Annotated in this window: 23 protein-coding genes; 9 read left to right on the top strand and 14 right to left on the bottom strand. The window is 66.0% G+C overall.

The genetic code is table 11. The features are described from left to right. Window positions 1-77 precede the first annotated feature (77 nt). Window positions 78-494, bottom strand: a complete 417-nt coding sequence (locus JWQ89_RS01320) for a type II toxin-antitoxin system VapC family toxin (protein ID WP_299637741.1) — start codon at window positions 492-494, stop codon at window positions 78-80. After that, on the bottom strand, window positions 491-745 hold the full coding sequence (locus JWQ89_RS01315) for a plasmid stabilization protein (protein ID WP_299637739.1): 255 nt from the start codon (window positions 743-745) through the stop codon (window positions 491-493). Before JWQ89_RS01315 ends, JWQ89_RS01320 begins: the two co-directional genes overlap by 4 nt. Before the next feature lie 334 nt (window positions 746-1,079). Between JWQ89_RS01315 and JWQ89_RS01310 the strand changes: the two genes are divergently transcribed. Both JWQ89_RS01310 and glpX read left to right on the top strand, forming a co-directional pair. Continuing rightward, window positions 1,080-2,420, top strand: a complete 1,341-nt coding sequence (locus JWQ89_RS01310) for a homoserine dehydrogenase (RefSeq protein WP_299637755.1) — start codon at window positions 1,080-1,082, stop codon at window positions 2,418-2,420. Window positions 2,421-2,452: 32 nt separating this feature from the next. Next, on the top strand, window positions 2,453-3,433 hold the full coding sequence (gene glpX, locus JWQ89_RS01305; protein ID WP_299637737.1) for a class II fructose-bisphosphatase: 981 nt from the start codon (window positions 2,453-2,455) through the stop codon (window positions 3,431-3,433). A 280-nt stretch (window positions 3,434-3,713) separates the two neighbouring features. Here the strand turns inward: glpX and JWQ89_RS01300 are convergent, their stop codons facing one another. Continuing rightward, on the bottom strand, window positions 3,714-4,658 hold the full coding sequence (locus tag JWQ89_RS01300) for a Tim44 domain-containing protein (RefSeq protein WP_299637735.1): 945 nt from the start codon (window positions 4,656-4,658) through the stop codon (window positions 3,714-3,716). A gap of 178 nt (window positions 4,659-4,836) precedes the next feature. Between JWQ89_RS01300 and JWQ89_RS01295 the strand changes: the two genes are divergently transcribed. From JWQ89_RS01295 to JWQ89_RS01285, 3 genes are all read left to right on the top strand, one after another. After that, on the top strand, window positions 4,837-5,301 hold the full coding sequence (locus tag JWQ89_RS01295) for a cupin domain-containing protein (RefSeq protein ID WP_299637734.1): 465 nt from the start codon (window positions 4,837-4,839) through the stop codon (window positions 5,299-5,301). A gap of 73 nt (window positions 5,302-5,374) precedes the next feature. Further along, on the top strand, window positions 5,375-7,171 hold the full coding sequence (gene recJ, locus JWQ89_RS01290) for a single-stranded-DNA-specific exonuclease RecJ (RefSeq protein ID WP_299637732.1): 1,797 nt from the start codon (window positions 5,375-5,377) through the stop codon (window positions 7,169-7,171). Window positions 7,172-7,357: 186 nt separating this feature from the next. Continuing rightward, window positions 7,358-8,593 carry a cyclopropane-fatty-acyl-phospholipid synthase family protein gene (locus tag JWQ89_RS01285; protein WP_299637730.1) on the top strand — a complete coding sequence of 412 codons (1,236 nt, stop codon included), beginning with the start codon at window positions 7,358-7,360 and terminating at the stop codon, window positions 8,591-8,593. A gap of 193 nt (window positions 8,594-8,786) precedes the next feature. On the opposite strand, the gene JWQ89_RS01280 is transcribed toward JWQ89_RS01285, so the two are convergent. Both JWQ89_RS01280 and JWQ89_RS01275 read right to left on the bottom strand, forming a co-directional pair. Continuing rightward, window positions 8,787-8,993: an antibiotic biosynthesis monooxygenase gene (locus JWQ89_RS01280; protein ID WP_366143956.1), complete on the bottom strand. Its 207-nt coding sequence runs from the start codon at window positions 8,991-8,993 to the stop codon at window positions 8,787-8,789. A 79-nt stretch (window positions 8,994-9,072) separates the two neighbouring features. Beyond that, window positions 9,073-10,035 carry a nucleoside hydrolase gene (locus JWQ89_RS01275; RefSeq protein WP_299637728.1) on the bottom strand — a complete coding sequence of 321 codons (963 nt, stop codon included), beginning with the start codon at window positions 10,033-10,035 and terminating at the stop codon, window positions 9,073-9,075. A 196-nt stretch (window positions 10,036-10,231) separates the two neighbouring features. Here JWQ89_RS01275 and JWQ89_RS01270 point away from each other — a divergent pair, with 196 nt between their 5' ends. Continuing rightward, window positions 10,232-10,489: a hypothetical protein gene (locus tag JWQ89_RS01270; RefSeq protein WP_299637726.1), complete on the top strand. Its 258-nt coding sequence runs from the start codon at window positions 10,232-10,234 to the stop codon at window positions 10,487-10,489. Window positions 10,490-10,707: 218 nt separating this feature from the next. On the opposite strand, the gene JWQ89_RS01265 is transcribed toward JWQ89_RS01270, so the two are convergent. The 5 genes from JWQ89_RS01265 to JWQ89_RS01245 all read right to left on the bottom strand — a co-directional run bounded on the left by JWQ89_RS01265 (window position 10,708) and on the right by JWQ89_RS01245 (window position 13,502). Continuing rightward, complete coding sequence (locus JWQ89_RS01265; protein ID WP_299637724.1) at window positions 10,708-11,079, bottom strand: hypothetical protein; 372 nt, start codon at window positions 11,077-11,079, stop codon at window positions 10,708-10,710. A gap of 123 nt (window positions 11,080-11,202) precedes the next feature. Beyond that, complete coding sequence (locus JWQ89_RS01260) at window positions 11,203-11,994, bottom strand: alpha/beta hydrolase (RefSeq protein WP_299637722.1); 792 nt, start codon at window positions 11,992-11,994, stop codon at window positions 11,203-11,205. Then, window positions 11,991-12,446 carry an SRPBCC family protein gene (locus JWQ89_RS01255; protein WP_299637720.1) on the bottom strand — a complete coding sequence of 152 codons (456 nt, stop codon included), beginning with the start codon at window positions 12,444-12,446 and terminating at the stop codon, window positions 11,991-11,993. Before JWQ89_RS01255 ends, JWQ89_RS01260 begins: the two co-directional genes overlap by 4 nt. A gap of 15 nt (window positions 12,447-12,461) precedes the next feature. After that, entirely contained in the window at window positions 12,462-13,061 is a 600-nt protein-coding gene (locus JWQ89_RS01250) for a dihydrofolate reductase family protein (protein ID WP_299637718.1), read from the bottom strand. 90 nt (window positions 13,062-13,151) lie between these two features. Continuing rightward, window positions 13,152-13,502: a metalloregulator ArsR/SmtB family transcription factor gene (locus JWQ89_RS01245; protein WP_299637717.1), complete on the bottom strand. Its 351-nt coding sequence runs from the start codon at window positions 13,500-13,502 to the stop codon at window positions 13,152-13,154. Between the two features lie 195 nt (window positions 13,503-13,697). Here JWQ89_RS01245 and JWQ89_RS01240 point away from each other — a divergent pair, with 195 nt between their 5' ends. Beyond that, window positions 13,698-14,225, top strand: coding sequence for a tetratricopeptide repeat protein (locus JWQ89_RS01240; RefSeq protein ID WP_299637716.1), 528 nt, complete (start codon window positions 13,698-13,700; stop codon window positions 14,223-14,225). Between the two features lie 204 nt (window positions 14,226-14,429). Here JWQ89_RS01240 and JWQ89_RS01235 read toward each other — a convergent pair whose 3' ends face one another. The 4 genes from JWQ89_RS01235 to JWQ89_RS01220 form a co-directional block, all read right to left on the bottom strand. Continuing rightward, window positions 14,430-14,690, bottom strand: coding sequence for a hypothetical protein (locus JWQ89_RS01235; RefSeq protein WP_299637714.1), 261 nt, complete (start codon window positions 14,688-14,690; stop codon window positions 14,430-14,432). Next, entirely contained in the window at window positions 14,687-16,045 is a 1,359-nt protein-coding gene (locus tag JWQ89_RS01230; protein ID WP_299637713.1) for a type II and III secretion system protein family protein, read from the bottom strand. The genes JWQ89_RS01235 and JWQ89_RS01230 overlap by 4 nt, the downstream gene beginning before the upstream one ends. Window positions 16,046-16,224: 179 nt before the next feature. After that, window positions 16,225-17,319, bottom strand: coding sequence for a Flp pilus assembly protein CpaB (gene cpaB, locus JWQ89_RS01225; RefSeq protein WP_299637711.1), 1,095 nt, complete (start codon window positions 17,317-17,319; stop codon window positions 16,225-16,227). Between the two features lie 141 nt (window positions 17,320-17,460). After that, the gene (locus JWQ89_RS01220; protein WP_299637709.1) at window positions 17,461-18,297 is read right to left on the bottom strand and encodes a transglutaminase family protein; all 837 of its coding nucleotides are present in this window, start codon (window positions 18,295-18,297) and stop codon (window positions 17,461-17,463) included. A 129-nt stretch (window positions 18,298-18,426) separates the two neighbouring features. Between JWQ89_RS01220 and JWQ89_RS01215 the strand changes: the two genes are divergently transcribed. Both JWQ89_RS01215 and JWQ89_RS01210 read left to right on the top strand, forming a co-directional pair. Further along, on the top strand, window positions 18,427-19,413 hold the full coding sequence (locus JWQ89_RS01215) for a Gfo/Idh/MocA family oxidoreductase (protein WP_299637707.1): 987 nt from the start codon (window positions 18,427-18,429) through the stop codon (window positions 19,411-19,413). A 97-nt stretch (window positions 19,414-19,510) separates the two neighbouring features. After that, a partial coding sequence (locus tag JWQ89_RS01210; protein WP_299637705.1) for a mandelate racemase/muconate lactonizing enzyme family protein occupies window positions 19,511-20,574 on the top strand: 1,064 nt, incomplete at its 3' end.

Here is a 20,574-nt window from a genome sequence, read left to right as displayed (position 1 = left end):
CTGCGCGCTTTCAGAGGCGCCGGCGTTCAACCGAGTGGGGGATGACCCCTCCCCTGACAATGCGCACAAGCGGCGCGTCAGGCTTCCCACGGATTGAATAGCGGGACGCCGGTATCGGCGAAGTGCTTGATGTTCCGGGTGGCCAGGGTGCCACCATTGACCAGTGTGATCGCTGCGATCTGGTAGTCGAGCACCTCGTATGGCATGCGTTTTGCCAATAGAGGACCCACCAACGCGCCGTAGACGAACGCTGCATCCTCATCGAACGCGAGGATGCGGCCATCGAACTCGTGCAGCGTTGCTTCGACTTGCTCTTGCAGGCCGTTGCGCCGGCTCCCCACAGATAGCTTCGCAACGCCTGCCCACAGCTCGGCCGCGACAATGGCTGTGATCCACAGGTCCTGGCCATCCTGGGCGTCGAACCAGTCCATGACCCGCGGATCCGGTACCGGACGCATGGGCTCGGAAAGCACGTTTGTGTCGAGGACGATCATTCGTCGCTGAATATGTCCGGGAGAGGTCTCGGCTTTCCGTTGCGTGCGGGAATGTCGAGTTCGACGCCTCCAAGTGCCGCGAAGCGACGTCTGATGCGCGTTGCCATTCCGCCGCGTGGCCTGGTTTGCGCGACCCAGTTCTGCAAAGCCTTGCGGGCTTCTTCCTCCATCGACACGCCGTTCGCGGCAGCGCGCTTACGCAGGCGGTCTTTGACGGCATCGTCAAGCTGGCGGATTGTCAGGCTGGCCACGTTGCGACCTCATTGAAAGCAATGCTTTCAATGATAGCATATCCGCCTCGCTCAATGAAAGCATTGCTTTCATTGATTGCATCTGCCGTCGCCTCTGCATCAATCCTATTGACGGATAGGCCCTTTCCTATTCATAGCTCTCGGACACCTCCGAGAGCCCGGTTCCATGTCCGATATCCAGTCGTTCCGCCAATCCGTTGAAGCCTTCATTGCCGCGCGGGGTTGGACGCCGACGCGGTTTGGGCGGACCATTGCGGGCGATCCGCTGTTTGTGTTCGACCTGCGCGAGGGGCGGGAGCCGCGGTCGGATACGCGCACGCGAATCCTGAAAACCATGCAAGATCATGCCGATGCCGCGCTCGAGGCGCCGCTGAGGATCGGGGTTGCCGGGCTGGGGAATGTCGGCGCGACGCTGGTGCGGATCATCCAGAAGGACGGCGAGGAACTGACGCGGAAGCTGGGGCGGAAGATCACCGTCACGGCGGTCTGCGCCCGTTCGCGGAGCCGCGACCGCGGCATCGATACGAGCGACCTCGAATGGTTCGACGATCCGGTGGCGCTGGCCAAGTCCGATGGTATCGACCTGTTCGTCGAGCTGATCGGGGGCGAGGACGGGCCGGCGCTGGCGGCGGTGAAGGCTGCGCTGGAGATCGGGCGGCCGGTGGTCACCGCCAACAAGGCGCTGCTGGCGCGGCATGGGGTGGCGCTTGCTCGGGCAGCCGAGGAATCGGGCGCGCAGCTAGGGTTCGAGGCCGCAGTGGCGGGGGGCATCCCGGTGATCAAGACGCTGCGCGAGGGGCTGGGCTCGGCCCGGATTGCGCGGGTCTACGGGATCATGAACGGCACCTGCAACTATATCCTGACGCGGATGGGCAACGAGAGCATCGGCTTTGCCGAGTGCCTCGCCGACGCGCAGAAGCTCGGCTATGCCGAGGCCGATCCGAGTTTTGACGTCGACGGGTTTGATACGGCGCACAAGCTGGCCATCCTCGCTTCGCTCTGCTTCGGCTGCGAGATCGCGCCGGATGAAATCTTCGTCGAGGGCATCACCTCGATCAGCCAGGCGGACATCAAGGTGGCGGGCGATCTCGGCTACAAGATCAAGCTGCTCGGCATCGCGCAGCGCTCGACCGATGGGATCGACCAGCGGGTGCACCCGACGCTGGTGCCGAAGACCTCGGCCGTCGCCGGCGTCGATGGCGTGCTGAACGCCATTGCGCTCGAGACCGACCATGTGCATGAGCTGCTGCTCGCCGGACCAGGGGCGGGCGGGCCACCGACGGCGTCGTCGGTGCTGTCCGATATCCTCGATATCGCCCGTGGCACCAGGGTGCCGCCGCTTGGCGTGCCGGTCGCCGAACTCGCGCCCTACCGCCGCGCGCCGATGCGCGAGCACGAGGGCGGCTATTACATCCGACTAAATGCCAAGGATGTGCCGGGCGCCTTTGCCGCTATTGCTTCTCGCATGGGTGCGGCGGGGATATCCCTCGAAAGCGTCATCCAGCGTCCGGATTTGCGTGTTAGCGAGCCCGGCGTGACCGGGACCGACTCCCGCACGGTGGTGATGTTGACTCATTCCACCATGGAGCAGACCGTCCGTGACGCCTTGCAGGCGATCAAGGGCGACGGCTTCATCGTCGGCGATCCGCAGATGATCCGGATCGAACAGCTCTAGTTAAGCCCCTGCGGCGGGGCAGGGGAGTACCAATGAAACTCAGCAAGTCCGATCCCGACCGGCAGGCGGCCATCGATCGCTCGCTCACGCTCGAACTGGTGCGCGTCACCGAGGCCGCGGCGCTCGCTGCCGCCCAATGGCGCGGCAAGGGCGACGAAAAGGCTGCCGACGCTGCCGCCGTCGAAGCCATGCGCGCCGAGATGGGGAACGTCCACATCCACGGCCGCATCGTCATCGGCGAAGGCGAGCGCGACGAGGCGCCGATGCTGTTCATCGGCGAGGAAGTCGGTGGCGGCGATGGCCCGGAGGTCGATATCGCCGTCGACCCGCTGGAGGGGACGACGCTGTGCGCCAAGAACCAGCCCGATTCGATCTGCGTGCTGGCCATGGCCGAGCGCGGCGGGCTTCTGAATGCCCCCGACGTCTACATGCACAAGATCGCCATCGGCGCCGGCTACCCGGCGGGCGTGGTCGATCTCGACCAGAGCGCCACGACCAACGTCAAGGCGCTGGCTTATGCCAAGGGCGTGCCGGTGAACGAGATCACCGCGTGCGTGCTCGATCGCCCGCGCCATGCGGGGCTGATCGATGAGCTGCGCAGCGCGGGCGTCGCCATCAAGCTGATCTCGGACGGCGACATTGCCGGCATCATCCACGCCGTGAACACCGAGGACACGGGGATCGACATCTATCTCGGCTCGGGCGGCGCGCCCGAGGGGGTCCTCGCCGCGGCGGCGCTGCGCTGCATCGGCGGGCAGATGCAGGGCCGGCTCATCCTCGATAGCGAGGAGAAGCGCGATCGGGCGCTGAAGATGGGGATCACCGATCCGAACCGGAAATACCGAACGGATGAGCTGGCCTCCGGCGACGTGCTGTTCGCGGCGACGGGCGTGACGGACGGAAGCCTGTTGAGCGGCGTGCGGTATCGGAAGAACTCGGTGCGGACCAATACGGTGGTGATGCGCTCGTGGAGCCAGACGGTGCGCTGGATCACCGCGGAGCACCATCGGTAGAGCACTTCACCGCTTAACTGAGGTGGCTGATGCCTGTCCCTTCTCCTCTCAGGGGAGAAGATGGCCGAAGGCCGGACGAGGGTGAGGCGGCTTCATTAGCGCTCGCTGAGAAGCTGAACCCCTCACCCAAGCTCCGGTAAGTCGCTCCGCTCCTACCTTCGCTACCCTCTCCCCTCAGGGGAGAAGGGGCGCGGCCGTCAGGTTCGCTCGGAGCTTGTAACCACCCAAACGAAAACGGGCCGCATCTGCGGCCCGCTGCATTTGAGATGGCGCTCGGAGGCTAGGCCTCCTGGATGGCGCTGACCAGCCAGTTGGTGCCGGGGCGGCGGACGAAGGTCCACACTTCGGCGGTCTGGGTGACCCGGTCGTCGCCGGAGACGACCTGGCCGGTCGTGCGGTCGCGCATCACGTCGCGCGATTCATAACGCATCGCGACGGTGGCGTAGTCCGTGCCGTTCTCGCGCCAGGCCTCGGCGACGTCGCCAGCCAGCAGTTTTACGTCGTAGACCTCGTTCCGCACGCCCTTGGCGGCATTCTCCGCCAGTTCCTCAGCGAGATAGCTCATCACTTCGGGCGTGGTGATGCGGCGGAGCGCGTCGTAATCCTCGCGCGAATAGGCGTCCTGCAGCTCGGCGAGCCGCTTCTCGAATACCGCGAGGTCGGCATCGGTGATGCCGATCTGGTCACGGGCCCCGGCGCGGCGCGAAGCGTTCGAGCGCGGGGTGCTCGCGGCCGCGGGACCGCCGCCGTAGTTCGGCGACGGGTTGCGTGCCTGATACGGCAGCGGACCGCCGCCGGCCACGGCCGGCCGCTGGCGCCGGCGGAGGAAGAAGGCGACGATCAGGCCGATGATGGCAACCTGCACGAGCAGCGCCAGCATCCCGCCGAAGCCCCCGAACCCGAAGCCGAACAGCATGCCGAAGAGGCCGCTGAACAACAGGCCCCCGAGCAGCGCGCCGCCGAAGCCGCCGAACAGGCTCGGCCGGGCCATCGGGGCGCCGACGCGGTTGGCGTTCTGCTGCGTGCCGTTGGTCATCGTCCGCTGCACGGGCGGCGTGACCCTCGGGGCGGCCGGGGTGGCCGGGACGCTGCGCTGGGTGAACATACCCCTGCTGCCGAAACTGCCACCGCGCCGCGCCTGCGCGGTATCCACCGCGACAAGCGAGAAGGCCATGATCAGAGTGGCAAGAAGGGCCGATATTCGAAAGCCCTTTGAAGCGAACATTTTGGTCCCCTTAATGAAAGATGGCGGACATATGGGGAGCGCTGCGGCTTGGTTCCAGACCTAAGCCTCCTCGGATGCCCGATTTTGCCCCGGTTGCGGCCGGCGCGGCCGTGCTTGACGGTGACATCGGGCCCGTGAATAGTTCAGCCGTTGTTCGAACCAGGAAGGAGCGTCGCGCATGGTCACCATGGTTACTCGGCCCCTCGTCGTTCGCAGCGGCGAAGACCGTGCGGCGTCGCCATTGAAGTTCCTCAACGGGCGCTTCGACTGCAAGATTTCGGCGGCCGACACGGACGGCGCGCTTTGCGCCTACGACACCTACCGGTTCAAGCCCGGTGGACCGCCGCTGCACGTTCATTTCGAGCAGGACGAATGGTTTGTGGTGCTGGAAGGTGAGTTCAAGTTCCAGATCGGCGACGAGACGCGCTACCTGAAGGCCGGAGACTCGATTCTCGGACCGCGTCGCGTGCCCCACGCATTCCGGAATATCTCCGAGACCGCGCGGATGTTGATTACCTTCCAGCCAGCTGGAACGATGGAGGAGTTCTTCTCCTCCGGGATGGTCGATCCGACGTCGCAGGCATTCCGCGACCTCAGCCTTGCGCACGGCATGGAAGTGGTCGGTCCGCCGCTATCGATCTGATTCAGGGCGCGGGGCGAAGAAAACCGGAACCCTCCTATCGACAGTCGGCGTCATTCTGCTTACCTCGCCGGTGATGGACGAGCCTCGCCCCAACTTCCTCGATGTTTCCAATTCCGTGCTCGGCCGTGCCTGGGCGGATCGACTCGATCCGGCGATGGTGCGCACGGCCGCGGCGATCGGGCAGCGCACCGACATGTCGGAGATCCTGGCGCGGATCGTTGCCGGGCGCGGCGTCGATGTCGATGCGGCCGAGGGCTACCTGCAGCCGACGGTGCGGGCGCTGATGCCCGATCCCTCGACGCTGGCCGGCATGGATGCGCTGGCCGAGCGGCTGGCGCAGGCCATCACCGACAGCGAGCCGGTGGCGCTGTTCGGCGACTATGACGTCGACGGCGCCTGCTCCTGCGCGCTGATGGCGCGCTATCTGCGGCACTTCGGCCTCGACCCGCAGGTCCACATCCCAGACCGCATCTTCGAGGGCTATGGGCCGAACACCGCCGCCATCGACAAGCTGGCCGAGGGCGGCGCGACACTGCTGATCACGCTCGACTGCGGCACCACCAGCGACGGGCCGATCGCCCATGCGCGCGAGCGCGGGCTCGACGTGCTGGTGATCGACCATCACCTGTCGGATGCGGAGCTGCCGCCCGCCACCGCGCTGGTGAACCCCAACCGGCCCGACGATATTTCGGGACTCGGCTATCTCTGCGCCGCGGGCGTCACCTTCATGGTGCTGGTCGCGACTAACCGGCTGCTGCGCCAGCGCGGCGATACCGGGCTGCCCGATCTGATGCAGATGATCGACCTCGTGGCGCTGGCGACGGTGTGCGACGTGGTGCCCCTCAAGGGACTCAACCGGGCCTTTGTCGCCCGCGGCCTCGAAGTGGCGCGCACCGGGTCGAACCTCGGCATCGGCGCGCTGACGCTGGCGGCGCGGCTCTCCGGCCCGGTGAACGCGTACCATCTCGGTTACCTGATCGGGCCGCGCATCAATGCCGGCGGCCGCATCGGCGACGCCGCGCTCGGCACGCGGCTGCTGTCGCTCGACGACGAACAGCAGGCGCTGATGATCGCGGCCCAGCTCAACGAGCTGAACGCGGAGCGCCAGCGCATCGAGGTCGAGGCGGTGGAGGAGGCGACGCGGGTCGCCGAGGCCGAGATCGGTGGCGGCGAGGGCCCGCCGGTGCTGGTGCTGGCCTCTGCCGACTGGCACCCTGGCGTCGTCGGGCTGATCGCCGCGCGGCTGCGCGAGCGCTTCGAGCGCCCGGTCTTCGCCATCGCGCTCGGACCCGACGGCACCGGCACCGGCTCCGGCCGCTCGATGCCGGGAGTGGACCTCGGGCGAGCGGTGATCGAGGCTGTGGAACTGGGGCTCGCGGCGAAAGGCGGCGGGCACGCCATGGCGGCCGGCGTGACGCTGAAGCCCGGCCAGCTCGGCCCGTTCCGCGCACATGTCTCCGAGCGCCTGGGCGACAGCGTCCGCACGGCGCGGGCGGCGACGGCGCTCGCCATCGATGCGGCGATGACGGCGCGCGGCGCGACCCCGCAATTCGTCCACGAGATCGAGCGGGCAGGGCCCTTCGGCTCGGGCAGCCCGCAGCCGGTGTTCGCCTTTCCCGCCCACAAGGCGAAGTTCGCCGAGATCGTCGGCAGCGGCGGGCACGTCAAGTTCGTCCTGACCTCCGACGACGGGGCCCGGCTCATGGCCTTCGCCTTTCGCGCCGCGACGACCGCGCTCGGCGACGCGTTGCTGAGCGCCGGCAACGACACCGCCATGCATATGGCCGGCACGCTCACCATCGACCACTGGCAGGGCCGCGAGGAAGTGCAGTTCCGGCTGCAGGACGCGGCGCTGCCCCGCCGTCTGTGAGCGCCGGCGGCACGCCCCCGGGACTTGAAACTCCTGCTTGCATATCAACTTATGGCGGCTAAAGTGCACGCCGGAATTCACTTGGAGGCGCAGCGGCTGGCTCAAGGGAGTGCCCTTGGGCTATTATCCGCAGCGCAAGGCCTGGCGGCTCCGAAGTGACCTGCCGATTGTCTGGAATGTTGCGTCATGGATAAGCTTGCGGTTGAAACGAGGGCAGCACCGCCCACGCCGTGGACACACCTGCTCTCGACCGTTGCCGCCTGGTTCGGCAAGCGGCTCGTCGGCCGCCCCAAGCACGGCGCCGTCACCATTACCTTCCCCAACGGCAAGACCCGCACCTTCGGCGACCCCACGACCGGCGAGCATCCAAGCCTCGTGCTGCGCAATTTCAAGGTGCTGTCGCAGACGCTGAAGCGCGGCACGGTGGGCTTCGCGCAGGCCTATATCGATGGCCATGTCGAGATCGACGACCTGACCGCGCTGTTCCGCTATTTCCTGCAGAACCGCGAGGTACTCGATGGCGGCGAGAACTCCTGGTACGGCCGCGCCGCCCAGGATTTCACCTACCACCTGAGCCGCCACAACTCCAAGGAAGGGTCCAAGAAGAACATTTCCGAGCACTACGACCTCGGGAACGACTTCTATGCCGAGTGGCTCGACCCCTCGATGACCTATTCCTCGGCCATCTTCACCTCTGACGACCAGTCGCTCACCGAGGCGCAGCACACCAAGTACCGCCGCGTCGCCGAGATGGCCGGCGTCGGCAAGGGCGGGCGGGTGCTCGAGATCGGCTGCGGCTGGGGCGGCTTTGCCGAGACCGCCGCGAGGGACTTCGGCGCCGAGGTCTACGGCATCACGCTTTCCGCCGAGCAGCTCAAGTTCGCCAACGACCGGATGAAGCGGCAGGGGCTCGACCACCTCGCGACGCTGTATTTCGAGGACTATCGCGATACGCGCGGCGAGTTCGACCACATCGCCTCGATCGAGATGATCGAGGCGGTGGGCGAGGAGCACTGGCCGAGCTATTTCCAGACCGTGCACGACCGGCTGAAGCCGGGCGGCACCGCCGCGATCCAGGCGATCACCATCGGCGAGAAGGACTTTCTCGATTACCGGGCGCGGCCCGACTTCATCCAGCGCTTCATCTTCCCGGGCGGCATGCTGCTGACCAAGACGGCGATGAAGGAGCAGGGGGAGAAGGTCGGCCTGATCCTCGAGGAGATCGAAACCTTCCGGCTCAGCTACGCCAAGACCCTGGCGCTATGGCGCGAGCGCTTCCTCAGCCGCTGGGCCGAGATCAAGAAGCTCGGCTACACCGAGGAATTCCGCCGCAAGTGGGTATACTACCTGAGCTATTGCGAAGCCGGGTTCGCCGAGGGCTCGATCGACGTCGGGATTTACCAGTACCGCCGGCCGGGCTGATCGAGCGGGTTTTTCGTAGGCTCCCTCATCGCACGCGGCCCTATCGCGGCGGCTGCAACCAACTCGATGTCATCCCTGCGAAAGCAGGGATCCAACTCACAGCTCGCGCCTGCTGATGCTTGGGTCCCAGCTTTCGCTGGGATGACATCGGTGGGGAGGTGAGGAGTGTGGGTGGACCACAAGCTACGGGCGGCTACAACCCGATCCCGCCCACCGGCTCCGTCTCGGCGATCTTCTCGAACCCGGCAATGAGCGGTCGCCCCTGGGCGATCGCTTCCTTCACCGCCGGCAGCGTCAGCGAGGCGCGGTGCGCTTCGCTCGTCTCCCACACCTCGGTGACATAGACGGCGTCGGCATTCGCCGGGTCGCGGGCCACGACATAGCTGCGGCAGCCCGGCATCGAGCCGGCCTGGGTGAGGACGTCGATCAGTGCTCGCGCTGGCCGGGGACCGCGGTGAGCTTGGCGATCATCCCATACATCAGGCGCTCCCGACCAGTGTATCGCGATAGAATGCCAGCACCGCCTCGGCATCGACGCCGGTGGCGATGGTTTGGCTCGGACGGCCGTCCCACGGCCCGGGCGGGAAGTTCTTGCCGTCGGGCTTGATGATCGTCTGGCCGATGGCGATGCCCTCGGTGACGACGCGAACAGCGCCGGTCTCCGTTGTGTAGAACTCGGGGTGGAGCGCCAGCGCCACGGCGCTCGAATCGTGCACGTAGAAGCCGTCGAGCCCGGCGCTTTCGCGGTGGAAGTTCTGGTAGAACGCCGAGATGGCGCGGACGAAGGCGCCGTCACTGCCGGCCGTGTCCCCCAGCTGCTGGAGATAGGCCTCGGTCATGATCGTCGCCTGCGTCACGTCGAGCGGGGCGATCGCCACCGGCCAGGCCGCGCCGAACACCAGGTCGGCCGCATCGGGGTCGCCCCAGATATTGGCTTCGGCGACGGGGGTGACGTTGCCGGTGTGCCCGTTGCGGCCGAAGGCGCCGCCCATCACCACGATCTGCTTCACCAGCGGCACGATATCGGGCGCCTCGCGCATGGCGCGCTCGAGGTTGGTCATCCGGCCGACGGCGATGATCGTGACGACACCCGGGTTGGCCCGGACGAGCTCGATGATCAACTGGTGTGCATGGCGCGGATCGGCCGCTTCGGTGATCGCCGGCAGCATGATGTCGCCGAGGCCGTTCATGCCGTGGACGAAGGTCGGCGGCGCATCGGGTTCACCCACCAGCGGCGCGCCGGCGCCCTGAGCGACCGGCGCGGCAAAGCCGAACCTCTGCTTGAGGAACAGCGCGTTGCGGGTCGTCGTCGCGATGTCGGCATTGCCGAACATCGTGGTGACGCCGATGAGGTCCACGTCCGGGTGCCGGGCGAGGAGGAGCAGGGCCATGGCGTCGTCGACGCCGGGATCGGTATCGTAGATGACTTTGAGTTTTTGCATGGCGCCATCATGCATGCCGCGGCGCGTGATGCCAGCGTGAGGCGATCGTTAATAACAACGATAGCTTAGTTAAAATCAGCTGCACTTCTGCCCCTCGCGCCGGTAAATGGAATTGTGCGAAACTTTCGCCGTCTGAAGAAACGCCGCCGAGAATCGGCGACAGATGAAGCAACGGGCTCGGGGACAAGATCGCGACATGGCCAAGGCACTTTATCTGGTGATCCATAGCTGCAGCAATTGGTGGGTGGATCTCGAAGGCAAGGCGCATGGACCTTACACGTCGCGCGAGACCGCCGCGCTCGAAGCACGCTCGCTCGCCCGCTTCCAGGCCCATAGCGGCCGCGAGGCCGAAGTGCTGGTGCCGGACGAGCACGGCAAATTCTGGGTGATCTGGTCCAGCCTCTACGACAGCGGCGAAGGCCGCAGCTTCACCCCGCGCCGGGTGGCGAGCTAGCTGGGGCTCTATCGGCGTTCGGCGCGAGCCAACCCCCACCCCTGTCCCCTCCCCCTGAAATAGGGGGAGGGCGACGCTCGCTCCGACGACCGTGTTTGGTCTCCCTCCCCATTCTTAGGGGGAGGGGACAGGGGTGGGGGTCCCCCTGCACCGGATGGCGAGCCGGCGCACAATAGGGCCCCGCTCGGCGGGCTAGACGGCTTAGAGCGGACGAATAGCTAGCGGATCAGCTTCCGCGGTACCTTCCGCACCAGCATTTCCTCGTGCCCGTCTTCGTGGGCGCGGGTCAGCCGGTGGATGCCGTCGAGGATCAGCCAGCGGCCCTTGAGGCGGGTGATCTCGATCGGGAACATCAGGCTCGCCGCCCGCACCCGACGATATTCCTTCTCGTAGCGGAAGGGCGCGCGCAGCACCTGGCGCGGCGTCAGCGCGTATTTCTCGTCGTCCAGCGGCCAGACCGGCACATCGAGATGCCAGAGCAGCCGGTCGATCGGGAAGAACACGGAGGGCAGTTCCAGCGCCCAGAGCGCCTCGACCTCCCAGTCGAAGGCGTACCAGTACTGGGCAATGGCCGGCGGCAGCTCGATCACGCCGTATCCGTCTCCATGGTGGCTAAGCCGTAGCATGGATTGGTGAAAGTGGAATGACGCATAAACATTGAGGGGTCGGAGCGGCTGATCTCTCTCGACGAAACGCCAGCGGCCGGATCGGCATCACCCCTCACGACTGTCGTGCCGCGCCAGAAACTCGCGCACCGCGTCCCAGAACAGCGGCCTGTTGACCACCTCGTGGCCAACATTGGCGATGATCGACAGCTCGCCCGCCCCGAGATGCCGGTAGAGCCGGTGCGCCTCCTCGACGCCCCCGAGCTGATCGCGATCGCCCATGATCACCAGCGCCGGGACCGAGATGGAGGCAAGCTGCCGCTCGCTGTAGGATGGCAGCGTCAGCCACAGCTCGGAGATCTGGCGGAGGAAGGATCGCCAGTAGTCCGGCCCGTAATGGTGCGCATGCGCCAGCTTGATCTGCTCGAAATACGGCCCGAACTCGCGCGCCAACCGCTCGAAATCCACCTCGCCCGGCGCCGGAAAGCCCCAGCCGTGGAGGCCTTCCATATAGATCTCGCTCGGCTGGCTGACGGTGCCGCCCAGCACCAGCGCGCCGGCCTTGCCGGGGTGGCGAAGGCCGAACTCCAGTGCCGTCTGTCCGCCGTCGCTATACCCCACGATCAGCGGCTTTCTCAGCCCCAGCGCCGCGATGAACCCGGCCACGTCGTCGGCGAACTGGGCGTAGCTCAGCTTCTGCGCCGGGTTGCTGGTCTTCCCGTGGCCGCGGGTGTCGAGGGCGAAGACGCGATAGCGATCGGCCATCGTCGGCATCGCCTCGCCCCAGGACTCGGCGGTCGCCGTGCCGCCATGGAGGAGGATCAGCGGCTGCCCGCGACCCTCCTCGAGATAGTGCACCTCGAGGTCGCCGATCGTCACGGTTTGCGACCTGGCGCTCATTGCTCGTCGAGCCACTTCCCCATCAGGTCGATCAGGTAGTTGGTGCCTTCCTCGCGCTGCTTGACGTAGTCGAGCCCATCGAGGAATGCGCCGTCTTCCTTTACCACCATCCGCGTGCCGGCCCCATCGGGGAACAGCTCGATGGTCGCCAGCGACACCGAGATGCGCTCGCCGTTCTTCATCATCTCGTAGGTATAGATGATGCGGTTGTCGGGCACGATGTCGCGATAGGTGACGTCGAAGATGTAGGTGTCGCCGCCCATCTCGCTTTCGTTGTACTCGCGGCCGCCGACGCGGAAGTCCATGACGTCCTTCGGCTTGTCCGGGCTCGGCGAGCCGAACCACTGGCGCTTGAACTCGGGATTGGCCCAGGCGCCGTACACCTTGCTCGGGGCATGCCTGTAGGACCGTTCGACGGTGAAGCTGCCATGTGCAATTGAACGTTCGGTCATTGTAGTTTCCTTCCACTACGCTTGGTTCAGGACATCGAATTCCAGGTGGGTGACGTCCGGCGAGCCGGCGGCGACCTTGCTGCACCGGAGTTCGATGTGAGCATCGCCGATCCTGTCGAACAGCCGCGTGCCGCCGCAGAGCATCACGCTGACCAGGTTGATCACCAGCGCATCCGCCAGCCCGGACCTGAGTATCTGCTGGGCTGTCGAGGCGCCCATCACCGTCACGTCCCCGTCCCCCGCCGCCGCCTTGGCCTGGCGCACCACGCTCTCCACCCCGTCCGTGACGAAATGGAACGCAGCGCTCTTCATCTGCTGGTCGGGCCGCGGATTGTGCGTGAGGACGAAGGACGGGGCAGGGAAGGGCGTGTCGTTCCAGTGCTGCAGGCCCAGGTCATAGGTGCGCCGCCCGAGGATCACCGCGCCGGTCGACTCGAACGAGCGCCTGACCTGCTCGGCATCGGTGGGATTGACGCCGTCGGAACCGGGCTCCCGGGGGAACATCCACTCGTGCAGGCGGTCGCCGCCGACACCCATGGCATCGCGCGCCGAGACGTTCGGCCCCGCCGCATAGCCGTCGAGCGACATCGAAAAACGCAAAACCACCCGTGCCATTTCATCCTCCGCAGATGCGAGACATAGCCCCGCCGGCGCCGGAAGCGCGTGCTGCCGGCCCGATTGTACTGTCGTGTCGTCGTTGGGGCGCTACTTGCCCTTGTCGGTGCCGCTCGGGAGCGCATCGAGGAACGCCCCCAGCCGGTCCAGCCGGTGCTCCCAGCCGACGCGTCGATCGTTGATCCACTTCTCGGCCATGCTGAGCGCTCCCGTGTCGATGGTGCAGGTGCGAACCCGCCCTACCTTCCTGGTCGTCACCAGCCCGCTCTGCTCCAGCACCTGGAGGTGCTGGACGATGGCGGGCAGGCTCATCTTGAACGGTTCGGCCAGTTCGCTGACCGACGCCGATCCCCGGCTCAGCCGCTCCACCATCCGGCGCCTCGTGGGGTCGGCGAGGGCCTGGAACATGAGGTCGAGGGGTTCTGGCGGTTGGTTAAGCATGACCTTAAGTATCGCGGCCAGCGCGCACTGTCAATAGCTAAGCGAGCGCTTAAGTGAAATCTCGTACCGGCGGGTAAGGCGGCATTAATCCTACTTCGCGCAGGCCGTCCTGCATTTACCAACCGGTATCCATCGCGCTTCTAACGTCGCTGGCACGGTCCGCATCGTGCGCGGGCATCTCGGGGGCATCGGGCAATGAATCGCCGTTTCGGCAGGGCGTTTAGGCATGGGCTGGCTGCCATCACCATCATGGCGCTGCCGCTCAGCGGCTGCAGCACCGGCAATCTGGGGGGCCTCAGCACCTTCGGCAACAACAAGGTGCAGATCGCCGAGGTCAACGACATCGGTAGCTACACCGCCGACACCGCCCTGGTGCAGGCCCGCAGTCATTTCCGCAACAACGACTACGGCTACTCCGCCGCCTTCTACAAGCGCGCCGTCGAGCTCTCGCCCAAGGACCCCGAGGGCTATGTCGGGCTCAGCGCCTCATACGATCGCCTCGGCCGCTTCGACCTCGCGGACCGCGTCTACGCCTCGCTCTACGATCTGTCGGGCGGCACGGTGCAGTACTACAACAATGTGGGCTATTCCTACATGCTGCGCGGCAACCTGACCGAGGCCATGCGCAACTTCAGGAAGGCCATGCAGCTGGCGCCCGACAATGTCGTCGTGGCCAACAACATCCAGATCCTGAAACAGGCGGCTGCCGCCTCGCGCGCATAGAGGCATTCACAAGCATCTGAGGCCCTGTCCCTTCTCCCCTCAGGGGAGAAGGTGGCCGAAGGCCGGATGAGGGGTGAAGCCTCTCAAATCGCGCCTGCCGGGCCGCTGAACGCCTCACCCCAACCCTCTCCCCTCAGGGGAGAGGGGGCACGGGCTGCAGGTATCAACGCACTAGCCGCGATGGCGCCGGCAGATAGCTGAAGGCTATTGTGCGGCTGGCGTGTCCGCTGCGCCGGGCACACCGATCACGGGGCCGTTCTTGCCGAGGCCCTTAGTGTTGTACATCGAGCCCTTGGCGGGATTGATCGTCTGGGCCTCGAGATTGGCCTTCACCGCGTTTCCGGCCCGGAAGCCGACACGGTCGGTCCGCTGCAGATAGTCGTAGGCGCAGCCGCTCAGCAGCACCGCAAGCGCCGCCACGACGGCAGCGCGTCCTACGAAGGCCGGTGACATGCGCCCGCTCAATTGCCGCCCCTCGGTTCGAGATCGATGATGTAGCCATAGGGCCCCGCGACACCCGCCCCGGACTGGAAGCTCTTGATCATCTTTGGGGTCACTTCCATCTTCCCGAGCGCGAAGAACTCGAGATCGTTGGCCGGTTGCGTCGCATCGAGCGGCGTTGCCAGCACCTGGCCGGGCGTGGCGGGCTGGACCAGCCGCGGCGTGACGATCACCACCAACTCGGTATCGTGCTTCTGGAAGCTCGATGACTTGAACAGCGATCCCAGGATCGGCACATCGACAAGCCACGGGAGCTGGCTCTGGCTAAGGGCAGTATTGGCCTGGAGGAGCCCCGCGACCGCAAAGCTCTGCCCGTCGCGCAGTTCCACCGTCGCATCGAGGTTGCGCGTGTTGAATATCGGATCATTGCCGGCGGTGAAGCCGCTGATGCCGCTGACTTCGGGTGTGAGGTGGATCTGGATGCGGTCGCCGTCCAGCACCACCGGCAGGAACACCAGCCGCACGCCGAAATCGCGATAGCTGAGCGCAATGTTGCCGTTGGGGTCGGCGGTCCGGATGGGGATCTGTCCGCCTGCAAGAAAGCTCGCGCTGATGCCCGAAAGGGTGGTGAGGTTCGGCTCGGCCAGCGTGCGCACCAGAGACTTGTTTTCGAGGGCATCGATGGCAACGCTGAGGTTGATACCGGAGCCCGACGAAATCACGTTGGTGATAAACGAGGCGAACGAGCCGGCGTCCTTTGCGGGGGTATCGCCGGCGCCGATCGTGGTGGTCGTGCCGCCGACGCTGGCGTTCCACCGGATGCCGAGTTCGCGCCCGGCGTCGCGCTGCGCCTCGAGGATGCGGACCTCGAGATTGACCTGCTGGCCGCCGACCAGCGTCATGGTGTTGATGATCGCCGGGCTTCCGTACTGGGCGACGATGTCGAGCACCTTCTGCATCGTCACTGCGTCAGTCACCGTCCCGCCGAGCCGTACCCGGCCGTTGACGCTGCTGACCTTGACGTTGGAATTGGGCACCGCGGCGCGGATCGAGCGCGCGATGTCGGCGGTATCGACGCCCACCTCCACCGCGATCAGGCCGACCGGCGCGCCGGCTTCGGTGAAGAGGCTCACCGTCGTCGTGCCGAAGGCCTTGCCCACGAGGTAGAGTGATTTGTCGGTGATCGGCTGCGCGTCGGCGATCAGCGGATCGGCCGAAACGATCTTGCCGACCGGGTCCGAGATGGTGACGGTCACCGCCTGCGACACAGGCAGGTTGATGCGCATCACCGAGGTGGTCTTGAGGTCGTAGTTCACCGTCTGGGCCAGCGCCGGGGTGAAACCGGAAAACAGCGTGCCGAGGACCACGGCGACAACCACGAGGGTTGCGGCCCACCCGGACGCCGCGGGCGAAAGCTTTCTCTTACGGTCCCGAGGTGCGGTCAATTCATGCTTCTTTTGCTAACGTTCACAAGCCCACGTCCGATCATAGCCCGGCTGGGTCAACGCAGGTTTAACGAGGGTTTCTACGGAGTGCGGGCGTTGGGCGATTTTGGGGGTCAATTCTTCCAGAACGGGCTGGAGATACGGATCGCCTGATTGGTCGTGCGCTCTTCGATCTTGCCCGCCTCGGCGGTATCGACGATCGGCCGCAGCACCAGCGAAAGCTTGCCGATCGTGGTGGCGTTGACGATCACTTCGGCCTGGCTCGGATCGAGCTCCAGCGTGGCCATGGCCTCGCCGGCGAAGATCTCCGCGCGCGGGTCTTCTTCGTCCTTCGGCGCCCCGGTCGTCCCGGTTTCGCCGAGCCGGGTGTTGATGGCGAGCACCCGCACATTGTGGAGGATCGTGTCGGAGACCTGGCCTGCTGTGCCCGCCTGGGTCAGCAGAACGTCGACGCGATCGTTCGGCACGATGAAGCCGCCGGAGGCGGATTCCGCCGAGACCTTCACCGACACCCCGCGCATGCCGCTTTCGAGCACGGCCGACAGATATCCCTGTTCGGCATGCGCCAGCTTCTCGGTACGGATCGGCTCGCCGGGGAAGAACTCGAAGCGCGCCACGGCGCCGGTCATTTCGGTGATGGCTTCAGGCGAGTTCGCGATGGTGACGAACTCGGGGCGCAGCGCGCCCTCCGGCCAGTCCGCCCATTCGACCGTCTCCGCCGTGAGCCGCTGGCCGATGCCGATCGGCCCCTTGGCGACGAGAATCTGGGCCTTGGGCTCCTGCACCACCTGGGTGACCGTCTGCGGAGCCGGCTCGGTGACCGGCTGCTGCGTGGTGTCGCGAGTCGCAAGGAATGCCGCGAGCCCGCCCGCGAGGAGCGCGACGACCAGCAGCGCGATGCGCGACGGCGGTATGCGCCACCCGGATTTGCCGGCCGCCGGATCGGCGGTCCCGCGTTCGCTGGTGACGATGGCGCGCTGGATCTCGGCCCTCAGGGACTCGAGGCTGCGGCGATCGGGCTTCTGCGCCTCGACTGGTTCAACGTCGGAGCGGGGAATATCGAGTCCCTCCGCCTTCAGGGACGCGCCAAGCCGGCGCAGCGACGGCTCGTCGTCGGACGGCGCGAAGGCACGTTCGATCTCGGCGCGCATCGAGCTGAGCGAGTCCTGCTCGAGATTGGAAGCGGTTGCTGGATTGCGCCGGAGCAAGGGTCCCTCGCGTGGTCAGAGTAGGGGGCCCGCTCCTGCGAGCCCTGAACGGTTGGTAGTTGTCTACGCGAAAAGGCTCACCGCTTCGTTCCGAAGCCGTGAAACTTTGAACGATCTTGGAAACGACTGCTTGGCGTTTGCTCAGGGCGCGGAGAGGCTGACCGCGTCGACCGTCCAGTCGGTCGCCGGCTCGTTATCCAGCGACTTGACGGTGATCACCTTCGGCGGGCCGCTGACCTGGCCGAAATAGGTGGCGAAGGCGCTATCGGCTGCGTCGCGGCCAACGGCGATCCGCATGATCCCGTCGATCGGGCAGAGGCGCGTGGCGTCGAACAGATACCACCGCCCGCCCAGATAGGCCTCGAACACCGCGTGGAAATCCTGCGGGATCAGATCGAGCGCATAGGCGGAGACGAACCGCGCCGGGATGCCGAGCGCCCGGGCGAAGGTGATGCCCAGATGCGCGAAGTCGCGGCAGACCCCGGCGCGCAGCGTGAAGGTGTCGTAGGCCGAGGTGCTGACATTGCTGGAGCCTTCGAGGTAGTCGACATTCTCGAAGATCCAGTTGCAGATCGCCGTGACCTTCTCGTAGCCGTCGGGGATATTGCCGAACTGCCGCCAGGCGAAGCGGCCGAGCTTGTCGGACTGGCAATAGCGGCTGGGCGACAGGTGCCCGATGACCTCGAAGGGCAGCTCGGCGATCGGCACCTGCGGGATCTGCCCGGGATCGCCCAGATGCGGCATGGTCTCGATCCGGGCGCGGTAGTTGATCACATGCCGGCCCTGGTTCAGCCGCAGCCGCCGGTAGCGGTTGCCGGTTTCGGGGACCACGTGCGACTCGGCCGGGATGGCGCTCGATATGGAAAAATGCTCGTCGAGCACCTGCTGGCCTTCGCCCTGCTGCGCCTCGATATTGAGGATCAGCGTCGTTTCCTCGCCGGCGTCGTACTGGATCTCGCAGCCCACCGAAAATCGCATCGCTGCTCCCTCACCCCTGGCTGCCCAATTCAATGGACCGACGAAGGTTGCATGGTGGACCGCTCGACGCACCGAAGCCAGCCCGGTACTGCTTTCGCCCAGGCACATGGGTTCGAGGGGGAATGACAGATGGCAGGCAAGGTCAGGTGGGGGATTCTGGCAACCGGCTGGATCGCCGAGCTGTTCGCCAAGGACCTGAACATGCACGGCCACACCGTCGCGGCGGTGGGCTCGCGCAGCCAGGCCAGCGCCGACCGGTTCGCGGCCCAGTTCGGCATTCCGAAGGCGCACCCGAGCTACGAGGCGCTCTGCGCCGATCCGGAGGTTGACGCGATCTATGTCGCGACCCCGCACCCGATGCATGCCGAGAATGCGAAGCTAGCGCTGGCCAACGGCAAGCACGTGCTGATCGAGAAGGCGTTTACCGTCAACGCCCGCGAGGCGCAGGAGATCGTCGACCTCGCCGCGAGCAAGGGGCTGGTCGTCCTCGAAGCCATGTGGACACGCTTCCTGCCGCATATGCTGCGCATCCGCGAGATCGTCGCCTCGGGCGTACTCGGCGAAATCCGCTCGGTGATCGCCGATCATACGCAGGACCTGCCGGACGACCCGGCGCACCGGCTCAACGCGCTCGAACTGGGCGGCGGGGCGCTGCTCGACCTTGGCATCTATCCGATCTCGTTCACCTTCGACGTGCTGGGTGCACCCAAGACCATCGTCGCGACGGCCAGGTTCAAGGCGACGGGCGCCGACGGCAACATCGCCACCATGTTCACCTACGATTCCGGGGCCATCGCGCTCACGCTGTCGTCCAGCGACACCGCCGGGCGAAACATCGCCACCATCCATGGCACCGACGGGCGGATCGAGATCGACAAGGTCTGGTACGCCCCGACCAGCTTCCGCCGCTATGACAGCACCGGCGCGGTGGTGGAGACCTACACCTCCAGCGTCACCGGGCGCGGCATGCAGTACCAGGCCGCCGAACTGGAGCGGCTCGTCGCGGCGGGTGAAACTGCCGGCGCCATCCTGCCGCCGTCCGAGAGCGTCGCCATCATGGCCTGCATGGACACCATCCGCGCGCAGATCGGGCTCAAGTACCCAAGCGAAGCCTGAGGGCAGGGCGCACTTTGGCCTTGGCCAGCGGGCCGTTCGGATTGTAGCCTCTTCGGCGGGTTCGCCGCCGGTTGCAGGCGATGAGGGGGAATACGACGTGAAGATCACTTCGGTGAAGACGGCTGCCACGACCGGCCATTGCATGCATCTGTGGGTCCGCATCGAGACCGACGCCGGTGTCACGGGCTTGGGCGAATGCGTGCACGGCGGCTACCAGGCCATCGCCATCATCCAGGAGCTGGCCGAAAAACTGGTCGGCCGCGATCCCTTCGCCATTGACGCGATATTCGAGGAGTTGCGGCGCAGCCTCGTCTTCGAGGGCGGCTTCGCCGGCGCGCTGATCACCGCACTGACCGGCATCGAGATCGCCCTCTGGGACCTGAAGGGCAAGGCGCTGAAAGTGCCGATCTACGAGCTGCTCGGCGGCAAGTTCCGCGACGACATCCGCGTCTATTGCGACTGCGAAGTGTCGCCCGGCATGAACATGGGCGAAGTCCAGGCCGTGGTGGACGAGGTGCTGGAGGCCGGCTTCACCGCGCTCAAGGTCGATCTCGACATCCGCGCCTATGGCCACACCGGCAGCGAGACGGGCTGGTACGAAAAGGACAAGTTCAACATGACTCCCAACCGCTGGGAGCATGACCGCATGGTGAAGCTGGCCGAAATGGTGGTCACCGCCACCGGCCCATCGGTCGATGTCGCGACCGACCTCCACACAAGGCTCGACAAGCACAGCGCCATCCGCCTCGCCCGCGACCTCGAGCCGCTGCAACTGATGTGGCTCGAGGAGCCGGTGCCGCCCGAGAACATCGACGTCATGGACGAGATCACCCGCTCGACCTCGACCCCGATCTGCGCCGGCGAAAACCTCTATCTCCGCCACGGCTTTCGGAAGCTCCTGGAGCAACAGGCCGTCGACATCATCATGCCGGATATTCCGAAGTGCGGCGGCCTCAGCGAGTGCCGCAAGATCGCCGAGATGGAGGACCTCTACTCGATCCCCTTCGCGCCGCACAACTTCTCCTCACCCTTCGGTACCATTGCCTCGGACCACGTCTGCGCCTCCGTGCCCAACTTCCTCGTCCTCGAGTTCCACTGGTTCAACCGCGACTACTGGTCGACGATCACCGATGGCGGCGAGATCATCAGGAACGGACGGAT

The organism is Devosia sp., assembly GCF_028290645.1.
Taxonomy (GTDB): Bacteria; Pseudomonadota; Alphaproteobacteria; order Rhizobiales; family Devosiaceae; genus Devosia_A.
Note: the sequence above shows the minus strand (reverse complement) of the source record. Positions and strands in the feature narration are given on the sequence as shown.

Excerpts from the sequence above, each read along its gene's own strand:
- recJ (WP_299637732.1), top strand. The coding sequence starts at position 5,375 with ATGGACGAGCCTCGCCCCAACTTCCTCGATGTTTCCAATTCCGTGCTC.
- JWQ89_RS01280 (WP_366143956.1), bottom strand. The coding sequence starts at position 8,993 with ATGCCGGGCTGCCGCAGCTATGTCGTGGCCCGCGACCCGGCGAATGCC.
- glpX (WP_299637737.1), top strand. The coding sequence starts at position 2,453 with ATGAAACTCAGCAAGTCCGATCCCGACCGGCAGGCGGCCATCGATCGC.
- JWQ89_RS01285 (WP_299637730.1), top strand. The coding sequence starts at position 7,358 with ATGGATAAGCTTGCGGTTGAAACGAGGGCAGCACCGCCCACGCCGTGG.
- JWQ89_RS01250 (WP_299637718.1), bottom strand. The coding sequence starts at position 13,061 with ATGGCACGGGTGGTTTTGCGTTTTTCGATGTCGCTCGACGGCTATGCG.
- JWQ89_RS01220 (WP_299637709.1), bottom strand. The coding sequence starts at position 18,297 with ATGCGATTTTCGGTGGGCTGCGAGATCCAGTACGACGCCGGCGAGGAA.
- JWQ89_RS01295 (WP_299637734.1), top strand. The coding sequence starts at position 4,837 with ATGGTCACCATGGTTACTCGGCCCCTCGTCGTTCGCAGCGGCGAAGAC.
- JWQ89_RS01215 (WP_299637707.1), top strand. The coding sequence starts at position 18,427 with ATGGCAGGCAAGGTCAGGTGGGGGATTCTGGCAACCGGCTGGATCGCC.
- JWQ89_RS01245 (WP_299637717.1), bottom strand. The coding sequence starts at position 13,502 with ATGCTTAACCAACCGCCAGAACCCCTCGACCTCATGTTCCAGGCCCTC.
- JWQ89_RS01260 (WP_299637722.1), bottom strand. The coding sequence starts at position 11,994 with ATGAGCGCCAGGTCGCAAACCGTGACGATCGGCGACCTCGAGGTGCAC.
- JWQ89_RS01270 (WP_299637726.1), top strand. The coding sequence starts at position 10,232 with ATGGCCAAGGCACTTTATCTGGTGATCCATAGCTGCAGCAATTGGTGG.
- JWQ89_RS01310 (WP_299637755.1), top strand. The coding sequence starts at position 1,080 with ATGCAAGATCATGCCGATGCCGCGCTCGAGGCGCCGCTGAGGATCGGG.
- JWQ89_RS01275 (WP_299637728.1), bottom strand. The coding sequence starts at position 10,035 with ATGCAAAAACTCAAAGTCATCTACGATACCGATCCCGGCGTCGACGAC.
- JWQ89_RS01255 (WP_299637720.1), bottom strand. The coding sequence starts at position 12,446 with ATGACCGAACGTTCAATTGCACATGGCAGCTTCACCGTCGAACGGTCC.
- JWQ89_RS01240 (WP_299637716.1), top strand. The coding sequence starts at position 13,698 with ATGAATCGCCGTTTCGGCAGGGCGTTTAGGCATGGGCTGGCTGCCATC.
- JWQ89_RS01320 (WP_299637741.1), bottom strand. The coding sequence starts at position 494 with ATGATCGTCCTCGACACAAACGTGCTTTCCGAGCCCATGCGTCCGGTA.
- JWQ89_RS01300 (WP_299637735.1), bottom strand. The coding sequence starts at position 4,658 with ATGTTCGCTTCAAAGGGCTTTCGAATATCGGCCCTTCTTGCCACTCTG.